Source organism: Maribacter litoralis, assembly GCF_003075045.1.
Lineage (GTDB): Bacteria > Bacteroidota > Bacteroidia > Flavobacteriales > Flavobacteriaceae > Maribacter > Maribacter litoralis.
Map to the genome: position 1 here is coordinate 32,260 of NZ_QCZD01000001.1, position 17,887 is coordinate 50,146.

The window sequence follows — 17,887 nt, forward strand, 5'->3', positions numbered from 1 at the left end:
TATATTAAATTATGTAGTGATAAAGTATTGACTCATTGTTTCATTGGTAAATAAACCGTAAATGACGCTCCCTTGTTCAAGTTGCCATTCGCTATAATAAAACCGTTATGGTTTTCAGTGATTCTTCTGGCAATTGTTAAACCTATACCAGTAGAATTGCAATGCTTTTCTTTATCTAGACGATTGAACATTCCAAATATTTTTTCATTGTATCTTGGATCAAACCCTGTTCCATTATCGGTAAAGGTCAGTGTACAATAAGTGGTGTTGGCATCAAGCTTTTCATATGACAAATCAATGCCTTTTTCAATTTTACTTGAAATCGATATTTCTAAGTCGCAATGGTTTGATCTAAAAGTGATTGCATTTATAATTAAGTTGTAGAAAAGTTGCTCAATTTGATCGGGCATAATTGGTACGCTAGGTAATTCGTCTAATACAATTTTGCCATTACATTCAGAAAATTCTTTTGATAGTCTTTTACGAATATTCTCTACTAAGCTATTTAAATCTGTAGCTACAAATTCTTGCGAAGATTTTTTGTATTCAGAAAAAACCAAAAGATCATTAAGAATGTTTCTCATGCGCTGAGATTCATTTTTAATACCATCTAAATATTTAACAATATCAGTAGTAAGGTTTTGATTGTTTTTTTCTAGAATTACACTAGAGAACATCTGTATTTTTCTAAGTGGTTCTTGAAGATCATGACTGGAGACAAAATCAAAAGATTCCAGTTGGAAATTTTTCTTTTTGATTTCCAAATCCTTCAACCTCATTTTTTCTATAGCGTCTAAATGGAAGGAAATAACTTCTGCATAAGAAGTGAACATACCTATTACCTTAGCGTTGTTAAGCTTGTTCGGTGCAGGATCTAAAGCGCATAGTGTTCCAAAAAAAGTACCGTCTTGTAAAGTTATTGGTACGGATATATAACTTTGAAAACCATATTGTAATGGGGTATGGTGTTTGGCAAATATTTCATCATTATCGACATGATCAATTACCACTAATTTATCTGCTTGTCTAACTTCATGACAAATTGTAGTTTCAACTTGTAATTCGTCACCAGGTGTTAAACCAAAGTTTAAATTATCCAAAACGCCACAGGTAAGCCATTTGTTGGGAGTTACTCGTGCTACGGCTACAAATCCTAATCCTGTTGATTGGTTTATAACATTGAGTATTGTTGGCAGAATTTTTATGGATTGAATATCCTCTACGTTTTGTTCAAAATTTTCTATCATATTCTCTTTTATCGATAGTATTGTATACCATCAAGTAACTTAAAGGGCATTAAGTGTATTAAGATACACATTCATAATTTGATAATTCAGTTTATACTATCAAATAATTTTAAAGTTTTATACATATCAAAATTTACCTTTAAAATATCTTTAAACAGGTCATCTTCTTGTTTTAATCGCTTTAAATAATCTTTTAATATAAATTGTCTGGGAGTTAACTTATTGTTTAATTCATCCCAATGGATAGGAGCTGAAATTGGTGCATTTTCAATTGGTCTTACCGAGTGTACGGTAGCTATGGTATGTCCTCTTCTGTTTTGTAGATAGTCCAAATATATTTTGCCTTTTCTTTTATTAATTGTTCGCTCTAAGGTGGTTAGCTTAGGTAGGCGTTCTTCAACTAAATGGCATAATAACTTTATAAAATTCCTCACTTCTTCATAACTGTATTTTTGGGACATTGGCAGGTAGATATGTATTCCCTTGGATCCAGATACTTTGCAAAAGCTTTGAATGTGTAGGTCTTTCAAAATTTTACGGAACTCTTTCGCTACAGTTATCACATGTTTAAAATCCATGTTCTGTGGTGGGTCTAAATCAATTATTCCATAATCCGGTTGATCTAAGTCTTTTATTCTTGAGCTCCAAGGATTTATTTCTATGCATCCTAAATTTGCCAAATAGATTAACGAAGCCGTATTTTGACATAGCAAATAGTTGATTTCTCGTTCCGACGATTTTGAGTATATAGAAACTGTTTCGAACCATTCGGGTAGATGTTCATTGTCTTTCTGGTAAAAACTTTCTTGATCAATTCCATTAGGATGACGATGTAAATTCTGTGGTCTATCTATTAAATGAGGAAGTATATACTGTGATATGTTTAAATAATAATCGATTAAATCGTACTTGGTCAGTTTTGATTGTGGCCAATAAATCTTATCAAGGTTACTGATGGGCACTTTAAAACCCTCGATAGTAATTACTTCTTTTGAACTTGAAGATTTTTTAGTTTGAATCGTGGTTGTGTTTTCATTTGTATGTGTTTTAGGAATTTCGGTTTTGATGCGTTTTAAAACAGGATTTCTCAACAGCCCATTTTTAGTGCGTTCGGAGAACGTTACTTCGCATTCTAAAATAGGCTGTATCCAATGTGGTATTCTACCTTTTAGCGGAATTTTCTTTTTAAATGCACGCTCTTTAATTTCATAATTGCTAAGAAGCATTTGTAATTCTCGTCTGCTCTTATCCGAAAAACCTGTTCCGCAATTGCCGATGTACTTTAAATCATCATTAATATATTGCCCAAGTATTAGAGAACCTATGTATTCTGGTCCGTTACTAGATTCCGTATAGCCACAAATGATGGCGTCAGTACTTTGAATACCCTTAATTTTTAGCCATTTTTCTGTTCTAAAGCCAACGGCATAATTTGAATTTTTCTCTTTTGCCATTACCCCCTCCATACCAGCTTCAAGTGCTTTATTAAACAAAGCGGTACCCATACCTTCAATATGATCGCAGTATTGCGTGATGGTCAATTCACCAATAACTTCATTAATTAAACTTTTTCTTTCAATCAATTTTAAATCTAACATACTATGACCGTTTAGAAAAAGCATATCAAAAACATAGTAACGTAATTCTCCATTACTGTTTGGGTAGTTTTGAAGTTCACCAAATTGAGAAACACCGTCGCTATTTACTAGCACAACTTCACCATCTAAAATAACATCATGTTGAATTGCAGCTAGTTCATCATGAAGTTTTGAAAATTTTGAATTGTAGTTGATGCCATTTCTTGACTGTAAAAGTACTTTGCCATCGGTAATATGGGAAATTACCCTATAGCCGTCCCATTTAAGCTCGTATATAAAGTTTGGGTCATTGAAAATTTCCTTGGAGGTCGATGCCAACATAGGTTGAATGATCGACCCGGGAGACAGTTTAGATGAAAATTTCTTTTTTCTGGTTTCGGTTATAGGAACCAAGGTTTCCGCATCGTAAAAGGTAGTAATGGCAAAGTCATCATTCTTTTTTAGTAATAGCCATTGTTCAGAATCATTTTTTGAAGTGGTACGTACTAGTGCAAAACGCCCCTGTATTTTATTACCATAAAAAATCAATTTTATATTTCCTACGGCAAGTTGCTCAGTTAATTCCTTGTCCGTTTCGCTCGTATCGATGGCGAAAGTACCTGTGTCCCAAATAATCATATTTCCAGCACCATAATTTCCTTTTGGTATGGTACCATGAAAAGTTAAGTATTCAATAGGGTGGTCTTCTGTGCGTACTGCCAATCGTTTATCATTAGGGTTCATGGAAGGCCCTTTTGGTATTGCCCAACTTTTTAATGTTCCATGAACCTCTAAGCGCAGATCGTAATGTAATCTACTAGCGGCATGACGCTGTATTACAAATCTTTGGTTTTTAGAAACGGATTGTAGTTCCCCTTTAGGTTCTGGGGTATTATCAAAGTTTCTTTTATCGTAATACTTTTTTAAACTCACGCTCTACGATGCTTTTTTTTCCCGTTTTTCTAAACTGGCTTTTAATTGTGCCATTAAATCTTTAGCAGGTGTTGGTTTAGATTCAAACTTTTCTGGTTTATTTACTTTTCCGGCAGATTTAGATTCTATAATTTTTAATAATTGCTCGTTGTATACATCTTTAAATTCAGAAAAATCAAACTTCTCTGTGTACTGATCGATCAAGGAAATAGCCATATCCATTTCCTTTTTTGCAATTTTCGTTTTTGGAAGTTCAAGTTCTTCGGTGCTTCTGATCTCATCTTCAAATCGAATAACATGCAAAACCAAAGCATCATTATAAATGCCAATTAAGGAAAGATGTTCTTTTTGGCGCATTACAAAAGTAGCTACACCTAGCTTTTCGGTTTTCTTTAAAGCATCACGCAACAAGGAGTATGATTTTTCGCCACCTTTTTGAGGTTTAATAAAGTATGGTTTTTTGAAAAGCACATCTGACACTTCGTCTTCCATGATAAATTGTTCAATATCAATGGTTTTACTCTTCTTCATATTCGCGTTCTCAAAATCCTCTTTTTCAAGAACAATGTATTGGTCATCTTTTTTGTACCCTTTAACAATGTCTTTCCATTCCACCTCTTTACCGGTATCCTCGTTAACACGTTTATAGCGTATTCTTGCGCCATCGTGACTATCTAGCATATCTAAATCTAGTTTTCTATCTTCCGAACCTGAAAATAGTTTTATGGGTATAGATACTAATCCAAAGCTTATTGAGCCGTTCCAAATTGATCTCATACAATTTTATTTATTGTTTTAGTGTTTTTGATATCTTATTCCTTCGGATTTATTTTGACCGGGAATTCAGTTTCACCACCATATAGTTTTATTTCTTGAATATCTGCAGGCATGTAATAGCCGGCTTCCTCTAATTCTTCTTTTACATTTCTAACTACATTACCTTTTGTAATTAATGCCATTCTCCGAAAGTCTTTAGTGTCAACCCAAAAGAAAACTTTTAGGTTTACCGTACTTGTAGCTAGCTCATCTTCAATGACAAAGTTTTCATGCTCTTCATCTTCAATAACATTTGGTTCTTTACTTAGAGCTTTTAAAATGGTCTCTTTAGCACCTTCAATATTGTTTTCGTACGCTATACCGATAATAAAATCCCATCTAAAGAATCCGTCTTCTGTAAAATTGGTAACCGGTTTGGTCAACACATCGCTATTGGGTATGTACACATCTTTACCATCAAAAGTTTTAAGTTTGGTGTATCTAAATTCCAAAGCCTTCACTTTACCAAAATTATCATCTATTTGAACGGTGTCGTCAACGTCAAAGGGTCTGCTGAATGCCATAATGATACCAGCTATAAAATTCTGTCCAATATCTTTGAATGCGAAGCCCAATACAACGGCACTGGCACCTGCAGCTGTAAGTATACCTGTAGCTATCGCACCTAAACCTGAAGCTTCAAGAGCAAGCATGATCGCGATTATTACAGATACATATTTTATGGCCTGACCTAAAAACTTGCTCATTAAAGGATCTCCAGTTCTGGCGGCTAATTTTCGCTTTACAAAGCCACCTATCCATGAGCCTAATAACAATCCAAGTATTACAATTAATATTCCAATACCTATGCCTGGTAACTGCGCTATAAAATCATTATAGAATGATGTTATCGATTCTGAAATAGTGGTTGTAGTGTCTTGTTGTAATAGCAAGGTCATATAATTATGATTTCACCTAATGTATAAAACCAATGCTAAGCTTAATAACTCTAACTACATTATAATTAGCCTTATTGAATAAAGTGCTTTAATTCTCAATTGCGTTAAAAATTTAATCATTATCATTATTAACGATATGTATTTTTGTACCATCAATTAAGTTTTTGAATCTCTTCAACGTGTTTGAAGGGGTTACTATTTAGATTTGGTCAACCACCTCGCCTCGAGGTGGTTTTTTTCTTATATAAATCATTGCCCAGCGTTCTTCATTGAAGAATGTTAATTAATTCTCATCGGGTTTTATCCAATTAGCATTTCGTACAAAAAATATGTATTGTGCATAGTCGGTCGTAGAAGTTCCCTCTAGAATTTCATAGGCATCCCATATGGTTATCAGGTTTTTAACTTTAGTTCCTCTAGTTGAATTTAGATAGGGCGAACCTTCGGTATCTAATTTAAGTAAGCTAATAGTATGTGGTTCTGTTACTCTTTTATAATCGGCAATACCTTGTATATACATAAATAACCTATTGTCTTGGGAGTACTTAAATTTTGTAAACTCTTTTCCTTTGTCTTGCATAAATTTTGGCAGGGCTTTACTATCTACAGTTAATTTAGAATCTATGTATAGGGTATTTAAACTGACCATTTTATTAGTGTAGGGTAGAGTAGTGTCGTGTTTTAAGCGGCCGGCAAAAGTATAACTATATGCTTGTAAGGTATGGGAAAAGCCTAAACCACTATACAAGTTTTGATCCTTCCATTGGTTTTGTATATATAATCTTTTAAAATTCTCATACATAAATGCGTCTCGGCTTCTTGTCTTTTTATAATGAGATAAATTGTAAGCTATGTTTTGTAGTAGGTTTAAAGTAGCTTTGTCAAATTCATGTTTTTCTTTTTCTAAAATAGTAGTAAGTTTTTCATTGGACCAAGAAATCAAAGAGTCATTTACGTTCTGTATTTGGTTATGGTATTTGACTGGGATTTTTTCCTTCAACAACCTTCTAACCAATTCAAAGTCAGCTATTCTATCAATGCCTACTAGATTAAACTTTTTATGAGCTGGAAGTTGAGAGTAATAGTGCCTCATTTTCATCCATTTGGTTCTATGCTGTTCTGAAATACTTCCAATAAATACGGGTCATTGTTTTAATATTCTTTTTAGCTCAATTTCATTTGATCCTTTTATATATTCTTGAAGGTAATAGCCCTGCGCGATATCCATTTCAGCTAAATACGTATTAATATGTATTGTCTCGTTAAGTTGTGTAAATAATGCAAAATCAATTCTTGGCGATGTTTCAACTTCGTGTACTTCGCCTACTAAAAAAAGATTATGAGCATAAAATTCATTATCAAGTGAATTAAACTGAAGTGAATCGCTCATTTGAACTACTTCTGTGTTTTCTTTTAAGTAGTTGACATATTTACTTGAAGAGCAACTTGCAAAAGTTAGAATTGAAATTAATAGAGTGGTAAGTACACTAGTTTTCATATGTTTATTTTTAAGTTCTCAACAAATAGAAAACATAAAAACAACAACAAAAAAAGAGAGTGACTAACCTGAACTTTTTGGGTTTAAATTGATGTACAAGGGCTAATCTTGAAGCTTTTGGGATGAATTTGAAAGCCTTGCACTCAAAGCTTTATAGTACATTTGAGAGATAGGTATAACTTCTTCTGTTTGAGAAAGTCTTATTGAGCGTTTTCTTGCATTACCTTCTATAGATTTAAGATAATCTAGATTAACCAAGTAAGAACGATGCACTTGCCAGGCATTAGGTAATTGCTTCATGATATTTGATAAAGTGCTTCGCAAAGTTTTTTGTTGTGTGCCAGATTCCGTATCAAAATAAACATCAACATAATTTTGTTGGGCTTTGCCATATATAAAATCAGATTCTGAAATAGTTAAAACCTCAGATTTATTTGTACCGGTAATGGTGATAGACTTGCTTTTTTCTAGTTTTTTTTCATCATATAATGGCACCTCTATAATACCATATTTAGAACGTAGATAAAGCCATAATGGAACTACAATGGGTGTAAATGGTAAACAGAAAAACTTGATAAAACTCCATATTAACTCTATAGAAATAGAAGTTTGATTTCTAATTATTATAAAATGATATAAAAATGAGAATAGAAAAATGACTAATAGGGAAAGGAGGATATAGAAAAACTCGTTAATAACGAACCAGCGATTTGTCTGCTTCTCATAAATATAATTTTCAATAGGATGAAGAATTATCAAGGGAATTGCGATGCAAATAGCATAGCCAAGTAGAATTGCATATTTGTACGAAAATGAATTACTATTGTCAAATGGTTCTAATGTAATTAAAAGGAGAGGTACAAAAGCACCTAATATCAATGCGATTATAAAAGTGTACTTCCAATTTTTTGTATAGGCAATAGTTTTATTCAATGAAATCATTAGTCAAATTTGCTGCTATTTTGAATCAAAAAAATAAAGTTAACAAAACGAAAGAAATTTTTCCCCATTACGATAGAACATGGTTTCATGAATTTGTAACATTCCTGATATTTTATTTCCCAAACTTCTATATGATTATAAAAATTATTTTATTGTATTAATAATCTGTAGTTAATTGGCGTAACTTATCGAAATATGACCAAACCTATAGAGATGTCAAAATTAAAAATCGCCCTTCGAGCTTTTGGATTTCTAGCTATCGTTCTTACGATATTTCCTTATATACCAGTAAACAGTTGGATAGTTAGAGTTTTTGATTTTCCTCATTTGCAGCTTACAGTTCTTTCTACCATAGCTTTTCTAGTTTATTTTTTTAGGTTTGAAATTAAAGATAGGTTCGATCAAATTTTTGTGATTATTTTATTAGGTTGTATTACAGTTCAGCTACAAAAAATATACATATATACTCCTTTAGCCAAGTATGAAATAAAAATGGCAAGTGAAAATGCCAAAACAAATCTTTCTATTTATGCAGCTAATGTTCTTCAGAATAATGAAAATAAAAAATTAGTTATTCAGGATGCAACACTCAAAAGTGCAGATGTTTTATTATTTACCGAAACCAACCAAAATTGGACAGAGAAACTTAATGAAAGTTTTCATGGTCATTATGAATATCAAATAGAAGTTCCGTTAGAAAACACTTACGGAATGACAATGTATTCAAAATATGAATTATTTGAACCTATGGTGAAATACATGGTGGAGGATACTATACCTTCTATCCATACTAAATTAATATTGCCGACAAAAGATACCATACAAATTTTCGCTATTCATCCTGCACCTCCAACACCACAACATAACCCTTCTTCCGTCGATAGAGATGCGGAGATGATGAAAGTCGCAATGCTTACAAGAAGCTCAAAATATCCGGTAGTGGTAATGGGAGATTTTAATGATGTTGCATGGTCGGAAACTACAGAATTATTTCAGAAAGTAAGTGGTTTGCTAGACTCTAGAAAAGGTAGAGGCTTGTATAATACTTATAATGCGGATAGTTATATTATGAGATGGCCTCTTGATCATGTTTTTTCATCTGCAGCATTTAGAGTTATCGATATTAAGGTGGGTGAGGATATTGGTTCCGATCACTTTCCGTTTTATACGAATTTTAGTTTTGAGCCAGAATTGTCATCAGAACAGAAATTACCTGAACCAACAGAAGAAGAAATTAAAACAGCGAAAAATCAAATTGAAAAGGAAAATAAGATTTCGTAACCATTAGTTTATAATATTTACCTACGGTATTAATTACACGATAAAGCTGTTCTTTCAAAAAAGTAGAAAAGATTTGATCTGCTAAATCTTCTATTTTGCATTTAATAATATTCAAGTTTCAAAGTTCTGCAATCTGTGTAGCTATTTTAAAGCACTTTCTTTTTAATGGATCAATAAAACTTTTTATAGGACAATTTTATAGTTAAGGTAAAGCTAATTTTATACCAGGTGTAAAACCATTGCTCAGATATTATTAGGTAGGTTGAATTACAAATCTAATAACTGTTCGTCTAATTTATACTTCATTAGAAATGGCGATGCACTTTATTTAAATATAAGCATATGGGATTCTTAAACGAAAGTGCTATTTATTTGAACATAAATGGTAAAAGGCATCAATTAACGGTACCAATAAGTACTACACTTTTAGACGCACTAAGGGAGGTTCTAAATTTAACCGGCACTAAAAAAGGTTGTGATCACGGGCAATGTGGTGCTTGTACAGTTTTGGTAGATGGCAAAGCCATTAATTCATGTCTTTCCTTGGCTATTATGAACGAGAACAAAGAAATTGTTACGATTGAAGGTTTGGCAAATGATGATGGTCTGCACCAAGTTCAACAAGCATTTATAGATAACGATGCCTTTCAGTGCGGATATTGTACTTCAGGTCAAATATGTTCTATGGTGAGTATGCTGAATATGGACAAGGGGAATTCTCCAGAGGAAATTAGGGATCTTATGAGCGGAAACTTATGTAGATGTGGTGCTTACTCCAATATATTTAAGGTGGCTGAGGCAATGGTCGCAAAAAAGAATTAATATGAATGATTTTGATTATAGTAAGTCTACGGAAATAGGGCAAGCAGTAGAAGAATTGACCACTAAAAACCACGCCAAAGCTATTGGAGGGGGAACCAATCTTTTGGACTTAATGAAATATAGGGTAGAGAATCCACATTACTTAATTGATGTTAACCATTTGCCTTATCGTGAGATAGTTCGTAATGCATCGGGTGGGTTACGCTTGGGTGCTATGGTGACAAATGCAGATACGGCATATCATCCACTTGTAGAAAAAAATTATCCTTTGTTATCTAAGGCAATTCTGTCCGGTGCTTCAGCACAATTGAGAAATGCAGCTACCAATGGCGGAAATCTTATGCAGCGTACAAGGTGCTATTATTTTTACGATACAGCTACGCCATGTAACAAAAGAGAACCTGGCAGCGGTTGTTCGGCAATTGGGGGCTTCAATAGAATTCACGCCATTCTAGGTACTAGTGAAGATTGTATAGCGACCCATCCTTCAGATATGTGTGTTGCTCTGGCAGCTTTAGATGCTGAGATAGTGGTGCAAGGGCGAGATGGTGAACGTCGAATACCTATTTTAGATTTTCATAGGCTTCCTGGAGATACTCCGGAAAAAGATAACAACCTTATGCCAAATGAAATTATTACTTCGATAAATCTACCAGGGGACTTGTTTAATAAAAATTACGCGTATCTAAAAGTTAGAGATAGACCTTCTTATGCATTTGCTTTGGTATCCGTAGCGGCGGCACTACAATTGAACGGAAATAATATTGCCTCAATTAAAGTTGCCTTGGGAGGTGTGGCCCACAAGCCTTGGCGTTTACCTCATGTAGAGCAAAAATTAATAGGTAGAGAGGCCAGTAATGAGAATTTTGATTCCCTTGCAGAAGAATTACTGACTGGAGCCCAGGGTTTTGGTGATAATGATTTTAAGATGGCATTGGCTCATAAAACAATAGTAAGGGCTTTAAACGAAGCAAAGAAACTTTAATGTAGCGATAGATGGATACGGCATATATAGGTAAATCGAGGAAAAGGGTAGACGGTGTGAAAAAAGTTACCGGAACGGCAACTTACGTTGGCGAATTTAAGCCTAACGGGCTAGTACACGGCTATGTGGTGAACAGTACTATTGCCAATGGAAAAATTGTGGCGATACATACTGATAAAGCCAAGTTGATAGAAGGGGTATTAGAAATTTTCACCCATGAGAATCTTCCTGAAGATTTAGTGCATAATGTAGATTATACCGATCCCCTGTCACCACCTGGTCACCCATTTCGACCATTGTACAATGATGATATACTGTACAACGGGCAACCAATTGCTTTAGTAGTTGCAGAAAGTTTTGAGCTTGCACGGTATGCCGCAGGTTTGGTAGAGGTTGAATACCAAGTAGAGGAATGTTCTACCGATATAATGAAAAACAGGGACAGTGCTACATCAGAAGGGGTAGAAGATACCGCACCAAAAAGGGGCAATCCAGAATTGGCCTTTACCAATGCCGAAGTACAAATAGATGTTGAATACAGCCAACCCAGACATTATCATAATCCTATGGAGCCTCATGTTTCGATAGCGGAATGGGATGTTGATAATAAATCGTTCAAGATATATGATAAAGTACAGGGAGTTAATAGCAGTCAAAAATACATTTGCGGTATTTTTAATTTGAACTCTGAAAAAGTGCAAATTTTATCTCCTTTTGTTGGTGGAGGTTTTGGCTCTGGATTGCGTCCGCAATATCAGCTATTTTTGGCAGCCATGGCGGCAAGAGAACTTCATAGACCGGTAAAGGTTTCATTAACAAGAAAGCAAATGTTTTCGTTTGGTCATCGGCCTGCATGTATTCAAAATATACAACTGGGTGCTTCGAAGGAAGGGAAGTTGGAGTCTATTATTCATAAAGCTTACGGGGAAACTTCAAAATTTGAAAAGTATAATGAAACTATTGTTGACTGGTCTGGTATGATGTATCGTTGCGACCATGTAAAATTGGAATATGAGCTAATACCCGTAAATGTTTATACTCCAATGGATATGAGGGCACCAGGTGGTGCAACAGGAATGTTCGCGTTAGAATGTGCAATGGATGAACTTGCCGTAAAAGCGAATATAGACCCACTGGAATTTAGACTCATCAATTATGCGAATAAGGACCAAAATGAAGATAAACCTTATTCAAGTAAAGAACTTAAGGAGTGTTATCGACAAGCTGCAGAACATTTTGGTTGGCACCAGAGAAAAACTAAGGCAATCGAGAAAAAAGATGATTCCGTATTGGTAGGCTACGGCATGGCAACCGGTTGTTGGGAAGCCATGCAACAGAAATCATCGGCAAAGGCGGTACTTGATTCCTCTGGTAAGTTAGTGGTCAGTTCAAGTACAGCAGATATTGGTACCGGTACTTATACCGTTATGTCACAGATTGCAGCTGAAACCTTAGGAGTTTCCATGAAGGATGTACAATTTGATTTGGGTGATACTTCCATGCCCAAGGCACCTATAGAAGGTGGGTCTTGGACCGTTTCATCGGTAGGCTCTGCAGTAAAGGCGGTATGCATAAAAATAAAGGAGCAACTGGTTGATTTGGCAAAGGTGAGCTCTAATGAAAATTTAGATGAGGTTAGTTACGATGAGGTTTCTTGTGCCGATGGTGAATTGGTTTTGCCAAATGGAAGATCTATCAACATCAAGAAAATATTGAAAAAAGCGGCACTGGATAAAATAGAAGCGGAAAATACTTTGGACCCTGAAGAAAGGCAAGAACAATATTCTTGCTATGCACACTCATGCGTTATGGTAGAAGTGAACGTTGACAAAGACTTGGGTATGATAACAGTACCAAGAGTAACAAGTGCAATTGCTGGTGGACGCATTATTAATCCTAAAACGGCAGAAAGCCAAATTTTAGGAGCTATTACTTGGGGAATTGGCATGGCCTTGGAAGAAGAGGGCATGATAGATGACCGGAATGGTAGAATAATGAATGCCAACCTTGCGGAATACCATATGGCCGTCCATGCCGATGTACAACAATTGGATGTATTATTTGTTGAAGAGCATGATGATATCGTAAATCCTTTAGGAGCAAAGGGACTCGGTGAAATTGGTATTGTGGGTGTTGCTTCGGCAATCGCGAACGCTGTATATGATGCTACAGGTAAAAGGGTGCGCAATCTACCCATTACTTTAGATAAAATATTAGCATAACCTTATGCTCTCATTGATTTCTCATCAATTCTATCAAACGGATATAGTTAATTTTATCGATGATGATCAATGAACAAGTCAATTTTATTTGTCTAACTTGCACTTAACCTAAATCAAATATATTGTCTACAGTAACCACCAGAAATAATGTACGAGTGTTTGGCAATGGAGGCCAAACCATAATTCTTGCCCATGGTTTTGGGTGTGATCAGGCAATGTGGCGTTATATTATTCCGTTTCTGGAAAAACATTTCAAAGTGTTGGTTTTTGATTATGTTGGATGTGGAAAATCAGATATATCTAGTTATGATAAGGATAGATATGGAAGTTTATCAGGTTATGCCCAAGATATAATTGAAATTTGTGAAGATCTTAATATTAAACAGAGCATTTTTATTGGTCATTCCGTAAGCTCAATGATAGGGGTTTTGGCCGCTATTGAAAAACCACGAATATTTCGTTCCATGGTAATGATTTGTCCTTCCAGTTGTTATTTAAATACTGGAGATTATCAAGGAGGCTTCGAAGAGAGTGAATTGGAAGATTTATTGGAACTGCTTGATTCAAATTATATTGAATGGGCAAATTATCTTGCTCCAGTGGTCATGAAAAACCCTGAAAAATCTCACCTAACCAATGAATTGGCGGAAAGCTTTTGCTCTATGGACAAGAGTATAACAAAAAATTTCGCGAGGGTAACTTTCTTTTCGGACAATAGGGAAGACTTAAAAAAGGTCGATATTCCATGCCTTATAGTTCAATGCGTAGAAGATGATATAGCAAATGAAAAAGTTGGTGAATATGTAAAGGATAACTTAGCCAACAGTAAAATTACCTATATGGAGGCTTCTGGTCACTGCCCACATATAAGTCATCCGCAAGAGACTATTGAGGTTCTTAAGAAAGAACTTTTCAACGAAAAATTCCTTATAACAGATGCCGGACTATGATTTGTTACCATGTGGGGTAATCAGCTTAAATCTCAATGAAAAGATATTGGCAGTAAACTCTTATATTATTGAAAAACTAGGCTATACTTTTTCAGAGTTGGAAAATACTAGTATCAATTCAATTTTAAGCACAGGCAGTAGAATTCTTTATAAAACTCATTTTTATCCTACTCTGATGGGTAAGGGTAAGGTTCAAGAAATTGTGTTGAGTTTGACAGGAAAAGATGGAACTAAATATCCTTTCCTTTTCAATATGTCTATGGATGCTAGTCAAATACATATCTCGGGTTTAATTTTAAATAAGAGAAGTGATTTTGAAAGTGGTCTTATCGAGGCAAAAAATGCAGCGGAAACAGCCTTGTTAAAAAATAAGGAATTGATGTTGGCCCATAATGAGCTCGGAAAAATTCAAAAAGAACTTGAAAGCCAGTTGCGTGAAGAAAAGACGACCAATAAAGAATTGCGTATACTGAATAAAATGATTTCCCACGATTTACAAGAACCATTGCGTAAAATTCAGCTCTTTGCTAGTAGAACTATTTTAAAAGCTGATAGCTTAAATAGTATGGACGATGTACTGCATAACCTAAATAGAATTATTGAAGTCGCAGGCCGAGGGCATTCATTGACCAAAAGATTACAGCAATATAGTGAACTTGAGTATTATACCTTAAGAAAGGCCCATGTTAATTTGACGGGTATTATAGAATCGATAAAAACCGAGAGCCCTTTATCAACGTATGATTTTATATATGATTTAGAAATAAATTCGCTTTATGGCGATGAGGATAAGATAACTATATTATTTACAGAACTATTTCATTTGATTGGTCGGCTTATAGGTTCAAATGGGGTGAAATCAATGAACCTATCTTCGAGTATTTCTGCAAAAGAGACAAAGAGCCCCACAAATTTAGAAATTGGTAAGTTGAAAATTTTGCTAATGGTGGAACCCAAAATAAATAATGAAGATGCAAAGGAAATGGTACACCATGCAGGTGGGCATCGTATGGGTATAAACTTGGATACGGTTTTTTGTGAGAAAATAACCTCATTACATGGCGGTACGTTTAATATTGAAATTCTCGATTCAGGAAAAATTCGAATCGCGATTATGCTTCCCCATGTTTCTTTATAGTGATAGTTCATTTTAATTAAATGCAATGCATTCCGAAATTCAAGAAACTACTGTTTAAAATACTATTATTTGATTCGCGTTAATAATTTGAAGAGCGCCAAATTAATTTCCAGTTATAGATTTTAAAAAAATATTCATTTATCTACTATTTCATAACCAATGGATTTAAAACTGCCACCATTACTGTCTTTTGCAGAACAAGCGGTCAAAGCAACTATTAGATCCATCTGTGCTTCAAAACAAACATAATCTCCTGATTTTGATGTGGGTGGGTCAACTGTTATCTTTCCAGATTTTTCGAAAACAACATTCATAAATATGTTGAATGCGGTTGGTATGTCATCTTTACCGATACCGTATTGTTCTAAGTTTTTGTAAAGATTCTCAAAACAACTTGGGTGATATTCTTCCATACCGTAAAAATGTTTAAACGTTTTCCTATCGCAGGGTGCAAGTAAAAAATCATTTCTACCATTTGTGTCTTCTATGATTTTTACCATTTTATTACTCCTGTTACTCCAGAGGTAATTCCCTTTCGTAAGCAGGATAGACTCTTCAAAATCAAATGTTTTGCCTGAAGATATTTTTTCTTCTTTATCCGCTTTATTCAAAAATAAAATATCAGATACTTGCATGCCTTCAATGTCAACGACCTTGAGTATTTGACCTTTTTTAAGTTCTAAAGAAGCTCCGGATTTTGGTGGTATAATTATCATTTAGTATCGAATTGATATGGACATTTCCATTTGTTATCTACTGCTCTTCCACTATATTGTCTTGCTTCGCTATTGGTTCCAAAATCTTCTAACATTGGATTTATGGAACCTTGATATTCTTTATCTCTGCTTCTGATCAAATCCCTTACACGAGTATAGCGATTAGATTTGCGAAGTATCTCGAACTGATTGTGTAGATTAAAAACAATCATCGGTACCGGTGATGACCTAGCTTTTCTTGATGCATTAGGGTGCATTCCTACGATATAAAAAGAATTTCCTAAGATGCTCATGCTAAAATTTGATGATGACACATCAGACTCTGTGCTTTTGTCCCATTCATAGTAATCTTCTTTATGTAATTGGTAAAGTAATTTCCACAATGCTTTTTCAAAGGCTAATTCAGTTTCGAATTCATCATCTTCAAATACTGCGATGAATGTTTGAAATTTTTTTGAATCATCATCAATGTCATTTAAGTAGTTGTTTAAATCTTCTAATATATGAGGTATAGTTACAGTTTCAAAATTGCCGTAATTATGAATTGTAAGATTATCATTAGCGACAAGACTTTGAGCCATAACACAAGGATGGTCATCAAGAATAAAATCTCTTACCATTTCCTCTATAGTGATTATATTATCAAATGTGCTTATTTCCATAGAATTTGTTTTTTAGGTAGATTCCGATCATGGTTAGGTTCAACATGAAAGAAATACCGTTCGTAATTATTATTGGCCAATCGCATTTTAAAATTCCATAAACAGTCCATAGACCAACACCTAGAACCAATGTGGAAAAGAACAGCGGACTGATATCATCTACTTTGTCAGTTCTAATTGCTTTAAAAATTTGTGGAATTACAGCGATTGTGGTAAATATTCCTGCGAGGGTTCCAATTATTTCAGAAGTTTCCATTATACTATTTTTGCACCCCTGTCAACACCTCTTCAGAAAGAGGGGTTTCCTTATGTTCATGAATTACTGAAATGTCACCGGTACTTTCTAAAATAACGGCTAGTACCTCGCATTTATCTTTGACATTGGCATCACGCAGTTTGGCATACACATCATTATCACTAATGTTGGTCTTTTTAAGATTGTTCATTAAAAACTTACCATTTTCCATTAGTAACATGGGCTTGTTGGTAGATAGATTGTTGAACCAATCAGATTTTCGTTTTGCAAAGGAAAATATGGTTTGAAATAATATGATTACCGCTAAGGCAACCGCTCCCTTAAGAATAGACTGGTCAGGGTTTAGAACAATTGATGCAAGAATCGACCCTATAGCAATTGTGGAAGCGAAATCGAAGCTTGACATCTTAGCAAAGGTTCTTAAACCTGAAACTCGTGTGATTACAATTATTAAAGTAAATATTACCAATACGGTAAAAATCACCTTAGTAATAATATCAGATGATGCGTATAACCAGTTTTCCATTTTTTTAATTGAATTGATTGGGTTGTAAAAGTAGATTACGAAATAGCTATCGATTACCTCAATCGTTTTTATCCATGACGCTATTGATAAGCATCAAATTTTGTGTGGTTGATATGTCTTTAGGATGGTTTAAGTGTCAAATTACTATTAAACTAAAGCGTAGGGTATTTTACATTTAAATTAAATTTCGAATTAGCGATTTACCTGTTCTATAGAATATGCTCTCCTTTATATGTCTTAAAGCAATTGAAGGACAGAATACTATATTTAAGAAATTTGCTTGGACACAATCTCATGAGGTGTGTGCACAGCTTTCAAGTATTATGGGTCTTGTTGAGTTATTGAACAATGAAGGTTCACTAAATGGTGATGTAGATAAGGTTTTAAAGTATATATAATTTTCTCCAAAGAATTAGA

18 protein-coding genes are annotated in these 17,887 nt (G+C 34.4%); 7 read left to right on the top strand and 11 right to left on the bottom strand.

Annotation, left to right across the window (positions count from 1 at the left end):
- Window positions 1–32 precede the first annotated feature (32 nt).
- From DCS95_RS00140 to DCS95_RS00170, 7 genes are all read right to left on the bottom strand, one after another.
- On the bottom strand, window positions 33–1,247 hold the full coding sequence (locus DCS95_RS00140; RefSeq protein WP_116768841.1) for a sensor histidine kinase: 1,215 nt from the start codon (window positions 1,245–1,247) through the stop codon (window positions 33–35).
- An 86-nt stretch (window positions 1,248–1,333) separates the two neighbouring features.
- A complete protein-coding gene (gene ligD / locus DCS95_RS00145) occupies window positions 1,334–3,757 on the bottom strand; it encodes a DNA ligase D (protein ID WP_116768842.1) in 2,424 nt (807 codons plus the stop codon).
- A gap of 3 nt (window positions 3,758–3,760) precedes the next feature.
- Window positions 3,761–4,534: a non-homologous end joining protein Ku gene (gene ku, locus DCS95_RS00150; RefSeq protein WP_116768843.1), complete on the bottom strand. Its 774-nt coding sequence runs from the start codon at window positions 4,532–4,534 to the stop codon at window positions 3,761–3,763.
- 35 nt (window positions 4,535–4,569) lie between these two features.
- Entirely contained in the window at window positions 4,570–5,472 is a 903-nt protein-coding gene (locus DCS95_RS00155; protein WP_116768844.1) for a mechanosensitive ion channel family protein, read from the bottom strand.
- 283 nt (window positions 5,473–5,755) lie between these two features.
- On the bottom strand, window positions 5,756–6,565 hold the full coding sequence (locus tag DCS95_RS00160) for a hypothetical protein (protein WP_164674084.1): 810 nt from the start codon (window positions 6,563–6,565) through the stop codon (window positions 5,756–5,758).
- A 51-nt stretch (window positions 6,566–6,616) separates the two neighbouring features.
- Window positions 6,617–6,970 carry a hypothetical protein gene (locus DCS95_RS00165; RefSeq protein ID WP_116768846.1) on the bottom strand — a complete coding sequence of 118 codons (354 nt, stop codon included), beginning with the start codon at window positions 6,968–6,970 and terminating at the stop codon, window positions 6,617–6,619.
- Window positions 6,971–7,072: 102 nt separating this feature from the next.
- A complete protein-coding gene (locus DCS95_RS00170; RefSeq protein WP_116768847.1) occupies window positions 7,073–7,912 on the bottom strand; it encodes a LytTR family DNA-binding domain-containing protein in 840 nt (279 codons plus the stop codon).
- A gap of 195 nt (window positions 7,913–8,107) precedes the next feature.
- On the opposite strand from DCS95_RS00170, the gene DCS95_RS00175 reads away from it, so the two are divergent.
- The 6 genes from DCS95_RS00175 to DCS95_RS00200 all read left to right on the top strand — a co-directional run bounded on the left by DCS95_RS00175 (window position 8,108) and on the right by DCS95_RS00200 (window position 15,310).
- Window positions 8,108–9,193 (top strand): endonuclease/exonuclease/phosphatase family protein, encoded by a 1,086-nt coding sequence (locus DCS95_RS00175; RefSeq protein ID WP_244178348.1) that lies wholly within the window; start codon window positions 8,108–8,110, stop codon window positions 9,191–9,193.
- A 342-nt stretch (window positions 9,194–9,535) separates the two neighbouring features.
- On the top strand, window positions 9,536–10,015 hold the full coding sequence (locus DCS95_RS00180) for a (2Fe-2S)-binding protein (protein WP_116768848.1): 480 nt from the start codon (window positions 9,536–9,538) through the stop codon (window positions 10,013–10,015).
- Window position 10,016: 1 nt separating this feature from the next.
- Window positions 10,017–11,000, top strand: coding sequence for an FAD binding domain-containing protein (locus DCS95_RS00185; RefSeq protein WP_116768849.1), 984 nt, complete (start codon window positions 10,017–10,019; stop codon window positions 10,998–11,000).
- 11 nt (window positions 11,001–11,011) lie between these two features.
- Window positions 11,012–13,222, top strand: a complete 2,211-nt coding sequence (locus tag DCS95_RS00190; RefSeq protein ID WP_116768850.1) for a xanthine dehydrogenase family protein molybdopterin-binding subunit — start codon at window positions 11,012–11,014, stop codon at window positions 13,220–13,222.
- 122 nt (window positions 13,223–13,344) lie between these two features.
- Entirely contained in the window at window positions 13,345–14,172 is an 828-nt protein-coding gene (locus DCS95_RS00195) for an alpha/beta fold hydrolase (RefSeq protein ID WP_116768851.1), read from the top strand.
- Between the two features lie 46 nt (window positions 14,173–14,218).
- Window positions 14,219–15,310, top strand: a complete 1,092-nt coding sequence (locus DCS95_RS00200) for a phytochrome family protein (protein ID WP_208630720.1) — start codon at window positions 14,219–14,221, stop codon at window positions 15,308–15,310.
- A 134-nt stretch (window positions 15,311–15,444) separates the two neighbouring features.
- Here the strand turns inward: DCS95_RS00200 and DCS95_RS00205 are convergent, their stop codons facing one another.
- The 4 genes from DCS95_RS00205 to DCS95_RS00220 are packed head-to-tail and all read right to left on the bottom strand — an operon-like array spanning window position 15,445 to window position 17,470.
- Window positions 15,445–16,026: a DUF1989 domain-containing protein gene (locus DCS95_RS00205; protein WP_116768853.1), complete on the bottom strand. Its 582-nt coding sequence runs from the start codon at window positions 16,024–16,026 to the stop codon at window positions 15,445–15,447.
- Window positions 16,023–16,688, bottom strand: coding sequence for a guanitoxin biosynthesis heme-dependent pre-guanitoxin N-hydroxylase GntA (gntA, locus tag DCS95_RS00210; protein WP_116768854.1), 666 nt, complete (start codon window positions 16,686–16,688; stop codon window positions 16,023–16,025). The genes DCS95_RS00205 and gntA overlap by 4 nt, the downstream gene beginning before the upstream one ends.
- A complete protein-coding gene (locus tag DCS95_RS00215; protein WP_116768855.1) occupies window positions 16,669–16,944 on the bottom strand; it encodes a SemiSWEET family sugar transporter in 276 nt (91 codons plus the stop codon). The genes gntA and DCS95_RS00215 overlap by 20 nt, the downstream gene beginning before the upstream one ends.
- 4 nt (window positions 16,945–16,948) lie before the next feature.
- A complete protein-coding gene (locus DCS95_RS00220; RefSeq protein WP_116768856.1) occupies window positions 16,949–17,470 on the bottom strand; it encodes a DUF421 domain-containing protein in 522 nt (173 codons plus the stop codon).
- 218 nt (window positions 17,471–17,688) lie between these two features.
- On the opposite strand from DCS95_RS00220, the gene DCS95_RS00225 reads away from it, so the two are divergent.
- The gene (locus DCS95_RS00225; RefSeq protein ID WP_116768857.1) at window positions 17,689–17,868 is read left to right on the top strand and encodes a hypothetical protein; all 180 of its coding nucleotides are present in this window, start codon (window positions 17,689–17,691) and stop codon (window positions 17,866–17,868) included.
- Window positions 17,869–17,887 lie beyond the last annotated feature (19 nt).

Coding starts and splice junctions, on each gene's coding strand:
- DCS95_RS00190 (WP_116768850.1), top strand. CDS start 11,012: ATGGATACGGCATATATAGGTAAATCGAGGAAAAGGGTAGACGGTGTG.
- DCS95_RS00160 (WP_164674084.1), bottom strand. CDS start 6,565: ATGAGGCACTATTACTCTCAACTTCCAGCTCATAAAAAGTTTAATCTA.
- DCS95_RS00175 (WP_244178348.1), top strand. CDS start 8,108: ATGACCAAACCTATAGAGATGTCAAAATTAAAAATCGCCCTTCGAGCT.
- ku (WP_116768843.1), bottom strand. CDS start 4,534: ATGAGATCAATTTGGAACGGCTCAATAAGCTTTGGATTAGTATCTATA.
- DCS95_RS00215 (WP_116768855.1), bottom strand. CDS start 16,944: ATGGAAACTTCTGAAATAATTGGAACCCTCGCAGGAATATTTACCACA.
- DCS95_RS00185 (WP_116768849.1), top strand. CDS start 10,017: ATGAATGATTTTGATTATAGTAAGTCTACGGAAATAGGGCAAGCAGTA.
- DCS95_RS00140 (WP_116768841.1), bottom strand. CDS start 1,247: ATGATAGAAAATTTTGAACAAAACGTAGAGGATATTCAATCCATAAAA.
- DCS95_RS00220 (WP_116768856.1), bottom strand. CDS start 17,470: ATGGAAAACTGGTTATACGCATCATCTGATATTATTACTAAGGTGATT.
- DCS95_RS00225 (WP_116768857.1), top strand. CDS start 17,689: ATGCTCTCCTTTATATGTCTTAAAGCAATTGAAGGACAGAATACTATA.
- DCS95_RS00205 (WP_116768853.1), bottom strand. CDS start 16,026: ATGATAATTATACCACCAAAATCCGGAGCTTCTTTAGAACTTAAAAAA.
- gntA (WP_116768854.1), bottom strand. CDS start 16,688: ATGGAAATAAGCACATTTGATAATATAATCACTATAGAGGAAATGGTA.
- DCS95_RS00170 (WP_116768847.1), bottom strand. CDS start 7,912: ATGATTTCATTGAATAAAACTATTGCCTATACAAAAAATTGGAAGTAC.
- DCS95_RS00155 (WP_116768844.1), bottom strand. CDS start 5,472: ATGACCTTGCTATTACAACAAGACACTACAACCACTATTTCAGAATCG.
- DCS95_RS00165 (WP_116768846.1), bottom strand. CDS start 6,970: ATGAAAACTAGTGTACTTACCACTCTATTAATTTCAATTCTAACTTTT.
- DCS95_RS00180 (WP_116768848.1), top strand. CDS start 9,536: ATGGGATTCTTAAACGAAAGTGCTATTTATTTGAACATAAATGGTAAA.